General features: G+C 66.1%; 15 protein-coding genes and 1 tRNA gene. 5 read left to right on the top strand and 11 right to left on the bottom strand.

The window, feature by feature from the left end:
- From AB4061_RS06875 to AB4061_RS06865, 3 genes are all read right to left on the bottom strand, one after another.
- Nucleotides 1-444 (bottom strand): GNAT family N-acetyltransferase, encoded by a 444-nt coding sequence (locus AB4061_RS06875; protein ID WP_441632169.1) that lies wholly within the window; start codon nucleotides 442-444, stop codon nucleotides 1-3.
- A 262-nt stretch (nucleotides 445-706) separates the two neighbouring features.
- Nucleotides 707-781, bottom strand: a tRNA-Cys gene (locus AB4061_RS06870).
- A 119-nt stretch (nucleotides 782-900) separates the two neighbouring features.
- On the bottom strand, nucleotides 901-1320 hold the full coding sequence (locus tag AB4061_RS06865; RefSeq protein ID WP_441632167.1) for a hotdog fold thioesterase: 420 nt from the start codon (nucleotides 1318-1320) through the stop codon (nucleotides 901-903).
- A 321-nt stretch (nucleotides 1321-1641) separates the two neighbouring features.
- On the opposite strand from AB4061_RS06865, the gene AB4061_RS06860 reads away from it, so the two are divergent.
- Both AB4061_RS06860 and AB4061_RS06855 read left to right on the top strand, forming a co-directional pair.
- Complete coding sequence (locus tag AB4061_RS06860; protein ID WP_441632165.1) at nucleotides 1642-3423, top strand: putative bifunctional diguanylate cyclase/phosphodiesterase; 1782 nt, start codon at nucleotides 1642-1644, stop codon at nucleotides 3421-3423.
- An 8-nt stretch (nucleotides 3424-3431) separates the two neighbouring features.
- Complete coding sequence (locus tag AB4061_RS06855) at nucleotides 3432-4874, top strand: HDOD domain-containing protein (protein WP_441632163.1); 1443 nt, start codon at nucleotides 3432-3434, stop codon at nucleotides 4872-4874.
- Between the two features lie 100 nt (nucleotides 4875-4974).
- On the opposite strand, the gene AB4061_RS06850 is transcribed toward AB4061_RS06855, so the two are convergent.
- From AB4061_RS06850 to glmU, 5 genes are all read right to left on the bottom strand, one after another.
- A complete protein-coding gene (locus AB4061_RS06850; RefSeq protein WP_441632161.1) occupies nucleotides 4975-5295 on the bottom strand; it encodes a hypothetical protein in 321 nt (106 codons plus the stop codon).
- Between the two features lie 228 nt (nucleotides 5296-5523).
- On the bottom strand, nucleotides 5524-6312 hold the full coding sequence (locus AB4061_RS06845) for a response regulator transcription factor (RefSeq protein ID WP_441632159.1): 789 nt from the start codon (nucleotides 6310-6312) through the stop codon (nucleotides 5524-5526).
- The gene (locus tag AB4061_RS06840) at nucleotides 6309-8276 is read right to left on the bottom strand and encodes a sensor histidine kinase (RefSeq protein ID WP_441632157.1); all 1968 of its coding nucleotides are present in this window, start codon (nucleotides 8274-8276) and stop codon (nucleotides 6309-6311) included. The genes AB4061_RS06845 and AB4061_RS06840 overlap by 4 nt, the downstream gene beginning before the upstream one ends.
- Nucleotides 8277-8940: 664 nt before the next feature.
- A complete protein-coding gene (glmS, locus tag AB4061_RS06835) occupies nucleotides 8941-10779 on the bottom strand; it encodes a glutamine--fructose-6-phosphate transaminase (isomerizing) (protein ID WP_441632156.1) in 1839 nt (612 codons plus the stop codon).
- Between the two features lie 120 nt (nucleotides 10780-10899).
- A complete protein-coding gene (gene glmU, locus AB4061_RS06830) occupies nucleotides 10900-12261 on the bottom strand; it encodes a bifunctional UDP-N-acetylglucosamine diphosphorylase/glucosamine-1-phosphate N-acetyltransferase GlmU (RefSeq protein ID WP_441632154.1) in 1362 nt (453 codons plus the stop codon).
- 257 nt (nucleotides 12262-12518) lie between these two features.
- On the opposite strand from glmU, the gene AB4061_RS06825 reads away from it, so the two are divergent.
- A complete protein-coding gene (locus tag AB4061_RS06825; protein ID WP_441632152.1) occupies nucleotides 12519-13385 on the top strand; it encodes a DUF6279 family lipoprotein in 867 nt (288 codons plus the stop codon).
- 27 nt (nucleotides 13386-13412) lie between these two features.
- On the opposite strand, the gene ttcA is transcribed toward AB4061_RS06825, so the two are convergent.
- The 3 genes from ttcA to AB4061_RS06810 form a co-directional block, all read right to left on the bottom strand.
- Complete coding sequence (ttcA, locus tag AB4061_RS06820; RefSeq protein ID WP_150992013.1) at nucleotides 13413-14354, bottom strand: tRNA 2-thiocytidine(32) synthetase TtcA; 942 nt, start codon at nucleotides 14352-14354, stop codon at nucleotides 13413-13415.
- 157 nt (nucleotides 14355-14511) lie between these two features.
- Nucleotides 14512-14925: a dihydroneopterin aldolase gene (locus AB4061_RS06815; protein ID WP_150992011.1), complete on the bottom strand. Its 414-nt coding sequence runs from the start codon at nucleotides 14923-14925 to the stop codon at nucleotides 14512-14514.
- A 70-nt stretch (nucleotides 14926-14995) separates the two neighbouring features.
- On the bottom strand, nucleotides 14996-15823 hold the full coding sequence (locus AB4061_RS06810) for an SDR family oxidoreductase (protein WP_082054778.1): 828 nt from the start codon (nucleotides 15821-15823) through the stop codon (nucleotides 14996-14998).
- Between the two features lie 15 nt (nucleotides 15824-15838).
- On the opposite strand from AB4061_RS06810, the gene AB4061_RS06805 reads away from it, so the two are divergent.
- Nucleotides 15839-17056, top strand: a complete 1218-nt coding sequence (locus AB4061_RS06805) for a class I SAM-dependent methyltransferase (RefSeq protein ID WP_441632149.1) — start codon at nucleotides 15839-15841, stop codon at nucleotides 17054-17056.
- Nucleotides 17057-17094: 38 nt separating this feature from the next.
- Nucleotides 17095-17289 carry a DUF2905 domain-containing protein gene (locus AB4061_RS06800; RefSeq protein ID WP_150992005.1) on the top strand — a complete coding sequence of 65 codons (195 nt, stop codon included), beginning with the start codon at nucleotides 17095-17097 and terminating at the stop codon, nucleotides 17287-17289.
- The last annotated feature ends 224 nt before the right edge of the window (nucleotides 17290-17513 follow it).

Here is a 17513-nt window from a genome sequence, read left to right as displayed (position 1 = left end):
TCATTTCAGCTCGCAACACATGCATAGCGGCAGCGCGCCTTCTTGCTGCCGGAACTCGCGCGACGCGCGCACTTCCGGCGGCAGGCGATCCGCCGAGATCAGCGAGAAGCCGTAGCGGGCAAAGTAGCTGGGGCAACTGGCGCTCAGCAACACGGCGCGCGTGCAGCCGTTGGCGCGGGCGCGCATGAGCACGGCGGAAACCATATGGGAGGCGATGCCGCGATCGCGATAAGGCGGCAACACCGCCACCGAGCGCACGACCACAGTGTCACCATAGCCTTCGGCGCCGGCGCAACCGACAATGCCGCCGTCGAGCACCGCAATATGGAACAACGCCAGCGAGGGATCGAGATCGTCGCTGGCGAGGCCACATGCTTCAAGGACTTCCGCGATTGCCGGCCAATCGGCCGGTTGTGCGGCGCGGATACGCAGATCTCTTGTCATTGCAATTGTCTCCCCGCCACGCACGATGGCGGAGGTTGTCATGGATGGACTGCGCTGACTTCACACTACATGATTCGCGCGACTTGTTCCAGCGGGGAAAACGGCATAAGCGGCGCCTTATCCACCGAATGAATGAGGCGGGGCCGAGGCAAAATAGCCTGGCGGGAAAGGGAAAGAACAAAGGGAAATGGAAAGGAGCGCGAAGCATCGCGGCGTCTGGCTGCATGGCGCGATCGCCCTGGCCATGACCGCAATACTGGACTGGAGGCGGGGGAACGGAATTGAACCGCCGTGTACGGCTTTGCAGACCGTCGCATAACCACTCTGCCACCCCGCCGCTGCCGGGACGCCACGCTTTGGCGCCCGCTTACAGTGCGGGGCGCAGTTTAGCCGGAAATGAAAATCTCTGCACGGGGCGCACAGCGGCGCCCGCACGCTTGCCGAAGGCCGGGGTGTTCAGCGCGAAAGAATGGACATGGTGATCCGGGAGACGCACACCATCTTGCCTTCTTCGTTGCGGATCTCGATGGCCCACACATGGGTGGTGCGGCCGATATGCACCGGCGTGGCGGTGCCGGTGACAAAGCCCGTGCGCGCCGCGCGCACATGGTTGGCATTGATGTCGAGCCCGACGCAATATTGGGTCTCGCTATCCAGGCACAGGCTGGCGGCGCAACTGCCCAGCGTCTCCGCCAGCAGCACCGAAGCTCCGCCGTGCAGGATGCCATGCGGCTGCACGGTGCGGCGGTCCACCGGCATGCGTGCACTGAGCGAAGTCTCGCTGATCTCGGTGAACTCGATGCCCAGTTGCTCGACGGCGGTGTCCTTGTGGCGGGCCTGGAGTTCTTTCAGTGAGGGAGGTGATTTCCACAGCATGCGCGGTCTCCGAATGGTTTGTACCGCATTCTAAAGGCAGCAGTCCGCGGACGTTCGCGGGGCGGCGCGTACCCGGCAATTTCGGGGCGGCCACGCTTTGGCCATCGATGCATCAGACCCCACTGTGCAACGGCGCCACAAACTCTTGCCAGGCAACGCATTCGGGTGATCGCATGTCGCGGTTAAGCGTTAAACTGGCATGCGCAGCATGGGTTACATGCATCTAAAATCACTTTAATACGCGAGACAGCCAGGCACGGCAGCGCTGGCGGCGCTCGATCACCAGACGCTCAATTCGGCCCGAGTTTCAACCAGAGTTCCATGACGTCGTTTACGTATGACGCAGTTCTAGCGGACGAGCCCCGTGAATGGCCATCCTCCGACCGGAACCCACTGCTATCCGCCGGGGTATCGGCGCGGGATGCCTGGGCATTGCTCGAGGCTTCGGGCGCGCTCGCCCTGCAGATCGATGTCGCGGGCAACATCATCCTGGCAACCGAAGCCTCGGCGCAGTTGCTTGCCTATCCCCGGGAATACCTTCTTAAATCCTCGATCCTGGATGTCGTCTCGTTCGAGCAGCGCGAGCAGCTCGCCGAGCTGCTGCGTGCCTGCGAGCAGGAAGCGCCTTGCAAGACCGGCCGCATCCGCTTCTCGGGCGGGGTCGGCGAAAGCCGCTGGCTGGACCTGCGCGTGTGCCGCCACGCCGACGAAGACGGCAACCCGAGCTTGCTGCTGTTTGGCTACGACGTGACCGACTGGGTCGACAACGAAGCGCGGCTCATCGAGGCGTCCTTTCGCGATCCGCTCACCGGCGTAGGCAACCGCGCCATGGTGCGCGAACGCATTGCCGGGTACTTTGCCGAAGATGGCACGGGAAAGGCGCCATTTGCGCTCGCCCTGATGGACCTCGACGGGTTCAAGAAGGTCAACGACTCGCTCGGCCATGAATTTGGCGACGCCTTGCTCAAGCAAGTCAGCGTGCGGCTGCGCGGGGCGGTTCGCCCGACGGACATGGTCGCGCGGCTGGGCGGCGATGAGTTCGTGCTGCTGCTCGACGGGATCGCGTCGGAAGCGGCCGCCATCGGCATCGTGGAGAAGGTGATCCATGTCTGCAGGCAGCCTTTTCACCTGGCCGGCTGCCAGATCCGCGTCACCACCAGCCTGGGGCTCACCTTCGGCACGCTGGCCCATCAGTCCGAGTCGCAGTTGCTCAAGCGTGCGGACCTGGCCATGTATGACGCCAAGGCGCAGGGCAAGAATCGATACTGCGTCTACACGCCGGAGCTGGAGCATCGGCTGGACGAGCAGTTCCGGATCGAACAGAACATGTTCGAGGCCGTCCAGAACGGCGAGTTCCTGCTCCACTACCAGCCGATCGTGTGGCCCGGCACCGGCAAGGTCTGCGCGGTCGAGGCGCTGATGCGGTGGCAACACCCGACAGGGTCCGTGCCACCGGCCGTGTTTATCCCGGTTGCGGAGCATAACGGCCTCATCAACCATCTCGGGGCGTGGGCGCTGCGTTGCGCGTGCGCGCAACTGGCAAGCTGGGATGCGCTCGGGCTGGACGTGGGATACATATCGGTCAATGTCTCTCCGGTCCAGTTCAGGCACCCCGGCTTCGCGGACAGCGTCAGGCGGGCCATCAGGGATGCCGGCGTCAGCTCGCACCGGCTGGTCCTGGAGATCACGGAAGGCGCGCTGATGACCGACCCCGAGGCGGCGCAAGACTTGCTGACGGAGTTGCGCGAACTGGGCGTGCGGTTCGCGGTCGACGACTTCGGCACGGGGTACTCGAGCTTGTCCTACCTGCGCCGCTTCCCGCTCTCCGCACTGAAGATCGACCAGAGCTTTGTGGCCGACATGATGGACTCCCCGCATGCGCGGACCATCGTGTTTGCCGTGTTGTCGCTCGCGCGGGAACTCGGGCTGGTGGCCATCGCCGAAGGGGTGGAGTCGGACGAGCAAAGCCAGTTGCTGGCCGAGCAAGGCTGTGAGCTGGTGCAGGGCTGGCGCTATGCAAAGGCAATGAGCCCGGCCCAGTTCGTGGACCTGGCGCAAGCCGGCACGCTGCAGCTTGGCAATGCCCAAGTGTTCTCGAAGTAGACGCCGCCATGTCAAACCATTCAAGCAATACGTTCTTCGAGACGCTATGGAGCCGCATGGCGCAGCAAGGGGATTTCCCCACGCTGCAGTTCTGCATCGACAACGTTTTCAAGACGCTCAACAGCGACACCAGCGTCGGCGAGATGGCTGCGGGCGTGCTCTGCGATTTCAGCTTGTCGCAGAAGGTCATACGCCTGGCCAATTCCGCCATGTATCGCTCGTTCGGGGGCGAAGTCACGACGGTGTCGCGCGCCATCCTGGTCCTGGGGGTCGAAGCGATCAGCCACCTCACGCTCGGGGTCCAGTTGCTGGACTATTTCTCCGGGGTGGCCATCAACCGGCCGCAGGCTTCCACTGAACTGAAGCAGGCCCTGATCGCCGGCGAGTTCACGCGCGCGCTCAGCAACGCCCAAGGCATCAGGCAGGCGGAAGAAGCCGTGGTCTGCACGTTGATGCACCACATGAGCCGCCTGCTTCTGGTCTTCTACTTTGCCGAGGAGTGGGAACAGGTCCAGGCCATATGCAAGGGCGACTCCGCCAAGGAAAGCGAAGCGTGCCAGCAAGTGCTGGGTGTCACCCTCGAAGACATCGCGGCAGCGGCGGCGATCAAATGGAGGCTGCCCAGCCTGATCGCGACGTCGATGCTCTGCCAGCGCTTCGACGCGGATTCGGTGCTGGAATCCCACGCCGGCTGGCTGGGCGCGATTGCCAACATCTCGTCCCGGGCCGCCACGCTGGTGGCAAGGGACGCGCCGCGGGAAGAGGTCCAGGCCTTGCTGCTGGATCACGCCGAGGCACTTGGCCTGCAAGCATGCGCGGTGGAAGGCGCAGTCCTGCAGGCCCTGGCACTCAATGTCTCCATGACCAATGCGGAGTCACCCGGGACGGCCGAGGCGACCCCCGCCCTGAACGCCGGCAAGCCGAAGGATGCCCTCAAGCGCCTTCAGCAAAGCCTGCAGGAAGTACAGCGCGAGGGCGGCGAGCTGCCGGTCTCCGAGCTGGCGCCGCTGGTGCTCGAATCGGCCATGCAGGCGCTGAACTTCTCGCATTGCTTCCTCATGCTGCTCAACCCCATGGCGAAGCGTTTTGGCGCACGGGTTGGATTTGGCGAGGGCATGCGCGAGAAGATGGAAGCCCTGTCCTTCGAAGAAGGCTTCGTCCCCGATATCTTTCACTTCGCCGCCATCGGCAACAAGCCGCTGCTGTTCGAGGACTCCTTTGACAAAGAGGTGGCGCACCGCGTGCCCCGCTGGTATCGGGAACAGATGCCCGATGCCCGCTCCATCCTGCTGGCGCCCGTGATGATCAAGAATCGCTGCGTCGCCATGATCTGCGGAGACTGGGGCCCGACGCCCTGCACGGGCGGGCTGTCCGATGGGGAGATGGAAGCCATCAGCCTGCTGACGCAGGAGATCTCGGCGAGCTTCCTCAGGTCTGCCGAGCTCCGGTAGGCGCGGTGCTGGTCACCGGCATTGCGCCCCCTGGACGATGACAAGGCCCTTTGCCAGGCCAAGGCCGCAGGCAGGAACGGCGTGGCGAGCCAGGACTGATCTAGTTCGAGCCCTGCGCCGGGCCGGCGGCAGGCGGCCCGGCCGCCCCGGCTCTCGCCTTCGCGCGATTCCACGCATGGCCAATGGCAAGCCCGGCAGAGGTCGGGACATACATGCTGGAGTCCTCGGCCGTACTGCCGTCGTACTGCAGCAAGCCTGAATCCATCATCTTGCGGATCTGCCAGCGGTGAACGACCTCGTCGTTGCCTTGCGCGCCAGGTTCCACCAGCACGACGCTTGGCAAGAGCCTGCCCCAGGGATCGCGAGCAATGCGCAGGACCGCCCCGTTGGCCACTCTTCCCAATAGCTCGCTCTGCCTCATTCTTGCTCCACGCTTCTTTTGCTTCCTCTTCTTCTGCTTTTTTTTCTTCTTGCCAGGTACGGCGGGCATCAAGGCGTCCCGAGCGGCGGACGAATCCCCTAAGCCAGCCAGCCCCCTGACGGGGGGTGAGGATACAAAAATCCGCGCCGGCAAAGCTCACAAATACTCACAAAGACTCACAAAGACTCGCAAGCATGCAGAAGCTCAAAAAAGGCTCGCCGCCGGGTGCTATCCCTCAGCCTGGTCCTGCCAGCGCTGCGCCAGCAGGTAGCCGACGCCACGCACCGTGCGGATCGCCGGGCCATGCGGCCAAGCCTGCGAGAGCTTTCCGCGCAGCCGGCTGATGGCGACCTCTAGCCGGTGCTCGTCGAAGTCAAGGTAGTTGCCGCCCAGCGCTTCCACCAATTGGCGGCGGCCGGCGGGATCGGGCGCGCTGCGCCGCAAGGCCTGCAGCAGCTGGCTTTCCATGCGCGTGAGCAGGAGCGGGTTGCCATCCGGCGTGATGGCCATGAGACGGCGCGCATCGAGGCACCAGGCTGGCGCGGGCGCACCGGCCAGCGGCGGCAAAGGAAGGTCAGGCGTCGCGGGGCCGAGGCGGCGCAGCAGGTTGGCGATCACCAGCAGCAGCTCTTCCGTGCGCGCCGGCTTGACGAGATAGCCATCGGCGCCGCCGCGCAGCCCGGCGAGCCGGTGGTGGGCCATGCCGCGCGCGGTCAGCATGACGATGCCCAAGTCGGGCCGGGTCCGGCGCAGGCGCTCGCAGATCGACAACCCGTCCTCGTCCGGAAGGCCCAGGTCCAGTATCAGCAGCCGGCACGGCCGGCTCGCCAGGTGCGCGTCCAGCGCCGCTGCATTGGCCAGGCTCGCGACGGCATAGCCGGCGTGGGTCAAGTGAAAGGTCAGCTCCGTGCGCAGGCGCTCGTTGTCCTCGACCAGCGCGATGGGAACCCCTTTGGGCATCCCGGTCGGGGCGGCATCGGAAGCAGCGAGGGCGGCAAGCACGGCGGCGACAGTCATGCGGCCTCCGGCAGCCACGCCACGAAGCAGGCCCCCTCGCGCCAGTCCGGATCGCAGCGCAGGGTCCCGCCATGCAGCTCCATGATCTTGCGCGCCAGCGGCAGGCCCAGCCCTAGGCCGGGCTGGTCGGCAATCTCGCCGAGCCGGTGGAATTTCTCGAAGATCACGTCTTCCTTGCCCAAGGGCACGCCGGGCCCCTGGTCGCGAATGCGCCAGGCCACGCCGCGCACACCCTCGCGCATGCCAGCGGCGATGTCGATCAGGATGCGGCTCGCCGGGTACGCGTACTTGAGCGCGTTGTCGAGCAGGTTGAGCAAGGCGAAGTGCAGCAGGCGGACATCGCCATCGAGCTGGGGCAACCCGGCCCCGGCCTCCAGGGATACCCGGGCCGCCGCTTGCGGCTCGAGCGACGCGAGCACGTCCCGGCTGAGTTCGGCGAAGCCAAACGGCGCGGAGTCGAGCTGCTGTTCGCCGGGCACCAGCCGCTCGCGCGCCTCGGCCAGCTCCATGAGGAGCTTTAGCCGCCGCACGGCCAGCTGGATGCTCTGGTAGCGGCTCTCGCGCTGCGCGCGGTCGCCGCCGATGTCATCGAGCAGGCGCAGGCTATAGGCCGCGGCATCGATCACTGCTACCGGCGTGCGGACCTCATGCGTCATCATCGCGAGCAAACGGCTTTGCTCCTCGAACGCACGCCGCTCGCGCAGGGAAGACGCCATCGCCTCGCGGGCCTGCTGCCGCTCCCGCTTGCGCTCGCTGTCCGCTTCGCGCACGCGCAGCACAATGGTCAGGTGCAGCGCCAGCATCAGCGCCAGGTCGAGCAGGTGCACGCTTTGTGTGGTGACGGGACTCAGCGGCAACAGGCCGAACGCGCCAAGGCAGCCAGGCAGGATGATGAGGCAGTACAGCGATAGTGAGGCCGCGACCAGCCGTCCGGAAAGCCCTCCGGTGCGCCACAGTTGAAGATAGACCGGAATCGAGAGCAATTGCCCCAGCAGCACCCCGGTATAGAGCACGGAAACCGCGGTACCGTAGTGATCGCTCGATGACGACAAGGCGACCGCCAGGCCCATCAGCATGAGGCCCTGGTGATAGCGCAGCAGGCGCGGCGCGCGCTCGCGCAGCTGCAGCAGGCAGATCACGAACAGGCTGGCGCACGCCCATTGGAGCCCCACCAGGGCCTTGGCGGCCAAGAGCGGCACGGTGGCATCGTGCGGAAAGAAAAACTGGCTGGCCAGTCCGTCAGCGGCAAACCAGCGCAGGGTAGCCACGGCCACGAGCAAGGAAAAAGCCCCGTAGAGCGCGCGGCGGGTCAGCAACCAGCCGGCCAGGTAGAAGAGCACCGCCGTGGCCATGAAACCCAGGTGCATGCCATAGCCGATATTGGCGGCCGCGCTTGCCGCGCTCAGCGCCGACCCATGCCACAGCCGCAACGCCACCGCCATGGTGCCGGTGGTCCGGATGCGCAGGTAGAGCACATCGCCCGGCTGCGGCTGCGCAAGCCGGAAGGCCAGGTTGCGATAACGCCCACCGGAGCCGTCGCGGGCGTCGAAGGGCAGCGCGTTGCCGCTGCGGCGCTCCACCCAGGTGCCGTTCGCTGTTGCCTGGTACAGGCGCACATCGTCAAGCGCCCCCGGCCAGATCTCCAGCCAGCGCTCGCCACCCTGGGCCGCCGCGGACAGCACCACCTTGAGCCAGACCGCGTCGTGGGTGAAACCCTCGTTCAGGCCACCGCGCAATGGCTGGAATCCATCGGCATGGGCGGCAACCTGCGCGATCGTGAGCCGCCCGCCAGGATCGCGCAACCAGGACACATTGGGGTCTTGCAGGGGTAGCGGGCCAGCATCGGAGGCCCAGGCCCGCGCCATCAGCAGCCAGGCCAGCATGCCGATGAGACCGGCCACATGCAGGCGGCGGGCCAGCATGACGCCAGCGCCATGGTGCCAGGGCGGGTTGGCGGCGCTCATGCGGCGAAACCAGGTTGCCGGATCACAGGACCGATCCTGCGGCACCGCGTGGCGCATGACCGTGACCGCCCGCTGCCGGGATGCTGGGACAGCGAGAACAGCGAGAATGGCGAGAGTGGCGAGAGTGGCGAGGCTGCAGGCGCGTGACGCCGCCAACTGGACACACCAGCCATTCTGGGTGGCTGAAGAGCCGCCCGGCAAGCCAATCTTCAGTCATTCCCGAGGCAAGGTGTGCGGCGGGACTCCTAGAGCACCTGGTCCGCATTATCGTATTTGGTCTTTTATCTTTTTATCGTTCTGTCTTCTTCCCGCTGATCTGGTGATCTGGTGATCTGGATCTGCAGGAGGCCCGGTGCCGGGCACGCCTTCGGCGAGAACACAGCCGTGCGGGATTTTTGGCTATTGGCCGGGATTATTCAAGTCAGCCAAACGGACGAGGCGAACCGGCGACGTTAGCCGATAGCGAAGTAGGCAACTCACCGATAGCGGGCAGCGAGCCAAAAGGCCATGCTGAAACCAGCATTGGCGCGGAACCGGCCACCTGGCCGCGCGCCCTCTACCGGCAACTGGCATGCATACCCGCTTACCCATGCCGGCCATGCCGCCCGGCCGGCCAGACGTTCCTGGCCATGCCGTGCGGCGCGGCTTGCAGCTATCGCTTGCGTTACTCCACCGTGACCGACTTGGCCAGGTTACGCGGCTTGTCCACGTCGGTGCCGCGCGCGCACGCGGTATGGTAGGCCAGCAATTGCAGCGGCACCACGTGCAGGATCGGCGACAGGTCGCCGTAGTGCTCGGGCAGGCGGATGACCTGGATGCYTTCGGTGGAATGGATATGAGTGTCGCTGTCAGCGAACACATAGAGACGGCCGCCGCGGGCGCGCACTTCCTGGATGTTGGACTTCAGCTTTTCCAGCAGCGCGTCGTTGGGTGCCACCGTGACCACGGGCATGGCCTCGGTCACCAGTGCCAGCGGGCCGTGCTTGAGCTCGCCGGCCGGATAGGCTTCGGCGTGGATGTACGAGATTTCCTTGAGCTTGAGCGCGCCTTCCAGGGCGATCGGGTAATGCAGGCCACGGCCCAGGAAGAGCGCATTCTCGCGGCGGGCGAAGTCCTCGGACCAGGAGATGATCTGCGGCTCCAGCGCCAGCACGCCGTGCAGGGCCACGGGCAGGTGGCGCAGGTTGGTCAGCGCCGCGGCTTCCGCCTCGGCCGTGAGCCTGCCGCGTACCTTGGCCAGCGCCAGGGTCAGCATGTACAGCGCGGCGAGCTGGGTGGTGAAGGCCTTGGTCGACGCGACGCCGATCTCGGTGCCGGCACGCGTCAGGAAGCGCAGCGCGGTCTCGCGCACCATGGCGCTGGTGGACACATTGCACACAGCGAGGGTATGCGTGTGGCCCAGCGACTTGGCGTGGCGCAGGGCAGCCATGGTATCGGCGGTCTCGCCAGACTGCGAGATCACCACCACCAGCGCGCGCGGGTTGGGCACGGTTTCGCGGTAGCGGTACTCGCTCGCCACCTCGACCTGGGTCGGGATCCTGGCCACGGATTCGAGCCAGTACTTGGCGGTGCAGCCCGAGTAATAGCTGGTGCCGCAAGCCAGGATCAGCACGCTGTCGATCTCGCTGAACACGCTCTGGGCGGTCTCGCCGAACAGCTCGGGCGTAATGGCGTCGATGCCTTCCAGCGTATCGCCGAGCGCGCGCGGCTGCTCGAAGATTTCCTTCTGCATGAAGTGGCGGTACGGGCCCAGCTCCGCCGCCGCGGCGTGCGTCTCGACCACGCGCACTTCGCGCTCGACCAGGTGGTCGTGCACGTCGCGGATGGTGGCGCCTTCGCGGGTGAGTTCCACCACGTCGCCTTCTTCCAGGTAGATGATGCGGTTGGCGGTACCCGCCACGGCCAGCGCGTCGGAAGCCAGGAAGGATTCGTTGTCGCCCAGCGCCACCACCAGCGGCGAGCCGGCGCGGGCGCCAACCACGCGTTCCGGATGGTCCTTGGAGAACACGGCGATGGCGTAGGCCCCGTGCAGGCGCTTGGTCACGGCACGCACCGAGGCGAACAGGTCGCCGCGCGTGGCGCTGCTCGGGTAGGTGTAGACCTGATGGATCAGGTGGGCCACCACTTCGGTATCGGTCTGCGACTCGAAGCCATAGCCGGCGGCGCGCAGCTCTTCGCGCAGCGGCTCGTAGTTCTCGATGATGCCGTTGTGCACCAGCGCGATGGACTCACCCGAGAAATGCGGGTGGGCGTTGGTGGTGTCAGGCTTGCCGTGCGTGGCCCAGCGCGTATGCGCCACGCCGGTCATGCCGGCCAGGCCGGACGCGCGGGTCTGCTCGTCCAGGTCGGCCACGCGCGAGACCGTGCGTGCGCGCTCGAGCGCGTTGTCGCGCACTACCGCCACGCCGCAGGAATCATAGCCACGGTACTCGAGGCGACGCAGTCCTTCGATCAGGACCGGAACAATATTGCGCGAGGAAACCCCGCCGACGATGCCGCACATATTCTTCTCCCACAGGGCGCGGACACGGCCGCACCGGATGATTGGCGCGAGGACGGCGCTGCCGTCTCCCGCGAGTTGCCATTGCCGCCCGGCCGTATCCCGGCCAGGTGGTGGCGGGATTTATTTCTTGGCTTGCTTGACCGGGCGCTGCCACGCGTCGAGCGTCATCTGCTTGGAGCGCGACAGCGTCAGCTTGTCGGCCGCCGCATCCTTGGTCAACGTGGTGCCGGCGCCAATGGTGGCACCGCGGCGCACGGTCACCGGCGCGACCAGCTGCGTGTCGGAACCGATAAAGACATCGTCCTCGATGACGGTGCGGTACTTGTTCGCGCCATCGTAGTTGCAGGTGATGGTGCCCGCGCCGATGTTGACGCGCGAGCCGACCGTGGCGTCGCCCACGTAGGCAAGGTGGTTGGCCTTGCTGTGCGCGGCGATCTGGCTGTTCTTGACCTCGACGAAGTTGCCGATGTGCACATCCTCGCCCAGCACCGTGCCGGGACGCAGGCGCGCGTACGGGCCGATGCGCCCGGCCGCGCCGACGCTGGCATCCTCGAAATGGCAGAACGGCTGCACCCGCGCGCCAGCGCCCACGGTGCTGTTGCGCAGCACGCAGTTGGCGCCGATATGGGCGCCGTCTTCCAGGTGCACGCGGCCTTCGAACACGCAGTTCACGTCGATGGTGACGTCGCGCCCGCAGGTAAGCTCGCCGCGGATATCGATGCGCGCCGGATCCAGCAGCGTCACGCCGGCTTCCAGCAGGCGCTGCGCCAGGTTGCGCTGATGGATGCGCTCCAGCTCGGCGAGCTGCACCTTGCTGTTCACGCCCAGCGTTTCCCACAGCGCATCGGGCTGCGCGGAAACCACTTCCATGCCGTCCGCCACCGCGCGCTCGACGGCGTCGGTCAGGTAGTACTCGCCCTGGGCGTTGTCATTGCGCAGCGTGGACAGCCAGCGACGCAGGGGGCCGGTGGGCGCCAGGATGATGCCGGTGTTGATTTCACGGATGGCGCGCTGCGGCTCGCTGGCATCCTTTTGCTCGACGATGCGCACGATCTTGCCCGCCTCGCGCACGATGCGGCCATAGCCGGTGGGGTCCTCCATCTCGACCGTCAGGATGCCGAAGCGCTCGCTGCCGGCCGCGGCCACCAGGCGCTGCAGCGTGGCGGCTTCGGTCAGAGGCACATCGCCGTACAGCACCAGCGTAGGCTGGCTGTCGTCGAGCAGCGGGAGCGCCTGCGCCACGGCATGGCCGGTGCCAAGCTGCTCGGCCTGCAGGGCGAAGGCAACGTCTGGCGCGCCAACCGCCTCGCGCACGCAGTCGGCGCCATGCCCAACCACCACCACGAGCCGGGTCGGCAACAATTTTCGTGCCGTTTCAATCACATGAGCAAGCAGCGGCCGGCCAGCGAGAGGATGCAGGACCTTGGGCAGCGCGGAGTTCATCCGCTTGCCCATTCCTGCAGCGAGAATGACGATATTCACAAGGAGGGTCCTAAGTGAGTGTGTCCAGCAAACAGTATGAATCACCCCCTCGGCGAGCCCGGGGGCCGGCAGCGCTGGCCAGGGTCCTGGCCCGGACCCCGAAACCGGTGGCAAAGCCAGCAACGGTTGGGAATCGCGGGCACGATCAGCTGCCAAAACGCGCGGAAAAGGATTCTATCATGGGGGTTTTGCGCCGTTTGAGCGCAAATCCCTTCCTGCGCGGGGACCGTGTCCGGTGTCTCCTTCTGGTCACAGCCGTGGTCGCCCTGACGGCCTGCAATGCCCTGAAGCTAGGCTACCAGCAGGGCGACCGGCTCGCCTACTGGTGGATCGACAACTACGTCGACGTCTCCGCCAGCCAGGAACCCCTAACCCGCGACGCCATCGCCCGCTTCTTCGCCTGGCATCGCAAGGACCAGTTGCCCGAGATCGCCGGCCTGCTGCGCCAGGCCAAGAGCGAGGTACAGCAGCCGGTCTCTGCGGCCGCGGTGGGCAAGATCCAGGACGACGCTCAGCGCCTGGCGCGCGTTGCCTTCGACCGCTCCACACCCGACGTGGCCGACCTGCTGCTGACGCTGACCCCTGAGCAGATCGCCCGCATGGAGAAGAAATTCGCCGACGCCAACGCCAAATACCGCAAGGAATACCTGCGCCCCGACCCGGCGGCCCGCGAGGAGGCCCGGTTCGACAAGGTGATGGACTACGCGCGGCTGGTCTACGGGCGCTTCTCTAGCGATCAGGAGGCCACGATCCGCAGCGCCATGGCGCCCGTGGTGCAAGGCGCCGAAGCGCGCTACGCGGAACGCGTCAAGCGCCAGCAGGAATGGCTCGCGCTGGTGCGCCAGGTGCAGGCTGAGCATCCTCCCAAGGCCCAGGTCGTGGAGATGCTAAGGCGCTATGGCGATCACTGGCAGAATCCGCCCACGCGGGAGCGCAATGCCCGTTACGACGCCAACAACGAGGCCGGGCTGGCGCTGACCGTCACCATTGCCAACCTGACCACACCGGAGCAGAAGGCCCACGCGGCGGATCGCTTCCAGAAATGGATCGATGACGCGAACGCGTTGATGCGCGATGGCACCGCCAATGCGGCGGCGCCCCGTCCAACGCGCGCTGAGAACTGACGAGGGGCCGGGAGGCCGGCCCGTGGCCTATTCGGCGGCAGGCTGCGCCGGGCTGGCGGGCGCCGACTTCTCGAAGCGCACAAATTCCAGCTTGTTCTCTTCCATGCCGCCCGCGAAGACCAGCGGCTGCTGGGAGAAGGTGGTCTCGCCGAACAGCGAGGCCTCGTCCACCTTGGCCAGGCCGGTTGCCAGCCCGTTGAAATCGAACAGATCGGTATCGGCCAGATGCGACGGCACCACGCTGCGCAGCGCGGCAAAGATATTGTCGGTGCGCCCCGGATTGGTCCGCTCCCACTCCAGCACCATCTCCTTGACCTTCTTGCGCTGCAGGTTTTCCTGCGAGCCGCACAGGTTGCACGGGATGATCGGGTATTCCATCGCGCGCGCGTAGCTGGCGATGTCCTTCTCAGGGCAATAGGCCAGCGGGCGGATCACGATGTGCTGGCCGTCGTCGGTGGCCAGCTTGGGCGGCATCGCCTTCATCTTGCCGCCGAAGAACAGGTTCAGGAAGAAGGTCTGGATGATGTCGTCGCGATGGTGGCCCAGCGCGATCTTGTTGGCGCCAAGTTCCTTCGCGGTACGGTAGATCACGCCGCGGCGCAGGCGCGAGCACAGCGAGCAGGTGGTCTTGCCCTCGGGCACCTTCTCCTTGACGATGGAATAGGTATCCGCGTCGACGATCACATACTCCACCCCCACCGATTTCAGGTAAGCCGGCAGGATGTGCGCGGGAAAGCCCGGCTGCTTCTGGTCCAGGTTCATCGCGATCAGCTTGAACTTGACCGGCGCGCGCTTTTGCAGCGCCATCAGCACCGACAGCATGGTGTACGAGTCCTTGCCACCGGAGAGGCACACCAGCACCGTGTCGCCATCCTCGATCATCTTGAAATCGCCGATGGCGCGGCCCGTCTGCGACTGGAGATAGGTCTCCAGACGGAAGAAGTTCTTGGAATGCGTGGTGGCGGTCATGGCGATGGGGCGATGGGGCGATGGGGTACGGCAAAGCAAGGGCAAAACGGCGCGCAATGCGGCAGTTGCATCACATGCGCAAGCTGCCGGGGCCGGAGAACCCGGCATTTTACCGTGAGCTGCCACCCTGCGCCGGCAGCCCGCCAGAGCGGCTCACTTACTGGCCAACCGGCTCGCTCTTGATATGGAACACCTCGACGCCGACCGAATCGCAGTCCGGGTACACATCCGGCTTTTCGGTCGATACGCGCACGGCGCGCACCTTGGGGTGCTTGAGCATGGCGCGCGCCACGTCGTCGCACAGGGTTTCCTGCAGGTGGACGTGGCCCTGCGCCATGCGCTCGGCGACCGTATTGCGCATGAAATCGTAGTCCACCACTTCCTGCAGCTTGTCGTCCTGGGGCGTGCTCTGGGCCAGTGGCACGAACAGGTCGATATTGATCAGCACGCGTTGTTCGCCCTTTTTCTCGAATTCGTGCACACCGATATTGATCTGCACTTCGTAGTTGCGCAAGAACATGCGGCGGCAGTCTTGCAGGCTGGGATGTGTGAGGGCGGCGAGCATGGTCATGATGGGGGAGAGGAAAAAAGAGGAGGAAGGCGCGCGCGGGCTTGGCGCGCGCGCCGGATACGTTATTCGATCATTCGGTCAGGAACATCACGTCGCGCGCCAGCGGCATCAGGTGCTGGCCGCCGTCGACGTAAAGCGTGGTGCCGGTCACGGCACGCGCCTCGGCCAGGTAGGCCACCGCCTGCGCGATGTCCTCCGGCGTGGACGACTGCCCCAGCGGCGTCATGCGGTGGGCGCGCCGGAAGCCCGGGCTGGACTGGTCGCCCGAGACCATGGTGATGCCGGGCGCCACGCCCACCACCCTCAGCTTGGGTCCCAGCGCCTGGGCCAGCTGCACGGTAGCCGTCTGCAGCGCCGCCTTGGACAGCGTATACGACAGGAAGTCCGGATTCAGGTTATCCAGCTTCTGGTCGAGCAGGTTGATGACCACGCCGCGCTGGGTGTCCGACATGGCGCGGTGCATTTCGCGCGCGAGCAGCAGCGGCGCGGCCACATTGGTGCGCATATGCGTATCGAGCGAGGCATAGGAAAAGCTGGTGGCCACGTCGTACTGGAACAGCGAGGCATTGTTGACCAGGCAGGTCGGCACGCCCAGCGCATCGGTACAGGCCTTGATCAGCGTGGCGGTGGACGCCTCGTCGGCCAGGTCGGCCTGCAGCACGGCGGCACGCTGGCCACCGGCACGGATCTGTTCGGCCAGCGCCTCGGCCTCGGCCACGGAGCGATGGCAATGCACCGCCACGTCCCAGCCGCGCTGGGCCAGCTCCAGCGCGATCACACGCCCGAGCCGGCGCGCGGCGCCAGTGACGAGCGCGATGCCGCGCGCAGGGGTAGCGGAGGCTGCGGCGGCGGTAGCGCCGGCAGGCGATGCGGAGTCAGGGGATTCGGAGGCTGGCATTGCTACAATCGCGGTATGCACAAAGGCGCTAGTTTACCCCTTCCCCCCGCCGACGCACTGTCGGCGTCCGCCGCGCTGAGCGCGCACATCGGCCAGGCTATCGACGACGCGGGCGGCTGGCTCGGTTTCGACCGCTATATGGCGCTTGCGCTATATGCGCCCGGGCTGGGCTACTACAGCGGCGGCGCCGCCAAGTTCGGCCGCGACGCGCGCGATGGCAGCGACTTCATCACCGCCCCCGAACTCAGCCCGTATTTCGCCCGCACGCTCGCGCGCCAGTTCGCGCCGCTGCTGGCGCAGGGCCTGTCGCAGCTCCTGGAATTCGGCGCCGGCACCGGCCGGCTCGCCGCCGACCTGCTGCTGGCCCTGGAGCAGGAAGGCCAGTTGCCCGAGCGCTACGCCATCGTCGAGCTCTCCGGCGAGCTGCGCGCGCGCCAGCAGGCCACGCTGGCCACGCGCGCGCCGCATCTGGCCCCACGCGTCGCCTGGCTGGATACGTTGCCCGAGCATTTCGAGGGGATCGTGGTCGGCAATGAAGTGCTGGACGCCATGCCGGTGCGGCTGTTCGCCCGCAGCCACGGCCGCTGGCTGGAGCGCGGCGTGGCCCGCCGGGACGGCGATGCTGACGCATCCGACGCATCCGGCGTATCCGACGCAGCCTTCGGCTTTTTGGACCGTCCCGTGGCGGCCGACGCCCTGCCCGCATCCCTGCACGCCGTGGCCGGCGACCACGACATCGTCACCGAAACCCACGCCGAGGCCGAAGGCTTCATGCGCGCAGTAGGCACAATGCTCACGCGGGGTGCGGTGTTCCTGATCGATTACGGTTTCCCCGCTGCCGAGTACTACCATCCGCAGCGTGTCGGCGGCACGCTGATGTGCCACTACCGCCATCACGCCCACCCGGACCCCTTCCTCTACCCCGGCCTGCAGGACATCACCGCCCACGTCAACTTCAGCGGCATCGCCCACGCCGCGGCCGATGCCGGGCTGACTGTAGCCGGCTTCGCCTCGCAGGCACGCTTCCTGATGAATGCCGGCATCACCGAGCTGCTGATGGCACTGGACCCCAACGACACGCGCAACTTCCTGCCCGCCGCCAACGCGGTGCAAAAGCTGCTGTCCGAGGCCGAGATGGGCGAACTGTTCAAGGTGATCGCGCTGACCCGCGACTTTGATGCGGCGCTGCCGCTGACAGGCTTCGCACGCGGCGATCGCAGCCACGCGCTATAGTCCGCGCATTTCACCCTCTTCCCCTCAGGCACCCCAACATGCTGCGCTGGACCCTCACCATCTTCCTGGCCGTCATCGTGCTGTCGGCAGCGCTGCCCTGGCTGCAGAAGCTGGGGTTGGGGCGGTTGCCGGGGGATTTGCGGTTTCGGTTGTTTGGGAGGGAGTTTGTGTTGCCGTTTGCTTCGACGGTTTTGTTGTCGATGGTGGCGTTGGTGATTGGGAAGTTGTTTTAGGGGGGCGGGGGGGCACTGCAACTGCAACTGCAACTGCAACTGCAAAATCAGCTTCAACTGCTTAACTTCAAGGTCAAAGGCAACTGCAGTTTCACCTCCCCTGCGGGGCGGCGACCTACTTTTTTGTCTTGCCAAAAAAGTAGGCAAAAAAGGCGCGCCGGATGGGGCGACACCCCCTTGGGATTTCACGAAAAGAGCGGCCGGGACCCAAACTCCCCAAACTC

The sequence above is a fragment of the Cupriavidus sp. YAF13 genome (assembly GCF_052113425.1).
Taxonomy (GTDB): domain Bacteria; phylum Pseudomonadota; class Gammaproteobacteria; order Burkholderiales; family Burkholderiaceae; genus Cupriavidus.
The sequence above is the reverse complement of the archived record's forward strand: the minus strand, read 5'-3'. Positions and strand labels throughout refer to the sequence as shown.

Excerpts from the sequence above, each read along its gene's own strand:
- AB4061_RS06875 (WP_441632169.1), bottom strand. The coding sequence starts at position 444 with ATGACAAGAGATCTGCGTATCCGCGCCGCACAACCGGCCGATTGGCCG.
- AB4061_RS06865 (WP_441632167.1), bottom strand. The coding sequence starts at position 1,320 with ATGCTGTGGAAATCACCTCCCTCACTGAAAGAACTCCAGGCCCGCCAC.
- AB4061_RS06860 (WP_441632165.1), top strand. The coding sequence starts at position 1,642 with ATGACGTCGTTTACGTATGACGCAGTTCTAGCGGACGAGCCCCGTGAA.
- AB4061_RS06855 (WP_441632163.1), top strand. The coding sequence starts at position 3,432 with ATGTCAAACCATTCAAGCAATACGTTCTTCGAGACGCTATGGAGCCGC.
- AB4061_RS06850 (WP_441632161.1), bottom strand. The coding sequence starts at position 5,295 with ATGAGGCAGAGCGAGCTATTGGGAAGAGTGGCCAACGGGGCGGTCCTG.
- AB4061_RS06845 (WP_441632159.1), bottom strand. The coding sequence starts at position 6,312 with ATGACTGTCGCCGCCGTGCTTGCCGCCCTCGCTGCTTCCGATGCCGCC.
- AB4061_RS06840 (WP_441632157.1), bottom strand. The coding sequence starts at position 8,276 with ATGAGCGCCGCCAACCCGCCCTGGCACCATGGCGCTGGCGTCATGCTG.
- ttcA (WP_150992013.1), bottom strand. The coding sequence starts at position 14,354 with ATGACCGCCACCACGCATTCCAAGAACTTCTTCCGTCTGGAGACCTAT.
- AB4061_RS06815 (WP_150992011.1), bottom strand. The coding sequence starts at position 14,925 with ATGACCATGCTCGCCGCCCTCACACATCCCAGCCTGCAAGACTGCCGC.
- AB4061_RS06810 (WP_082054778.1), bottom strand. The coding sequence starts at position 15,823 with ATGCCAGCCTCCGAATCCCCTGACTCCGCATCGCCTGCCGGCGCTACC.
- AB4061_RS06805 (WP_441632149.1), top strand. The coding sequence starts at position 15,839 with ATGCACAAAGGCGCTAGTTTACCCCTTCCCCCCGCCGACGCACTGTCG.
- AB4061_RS06800 (WP_150992005.1), top strand. The coding sequence starts at position 17,095 with ATGCTGCGCTGGACCCTCACCATCTTCCTGGCCGTCATCGTGCTGTCG.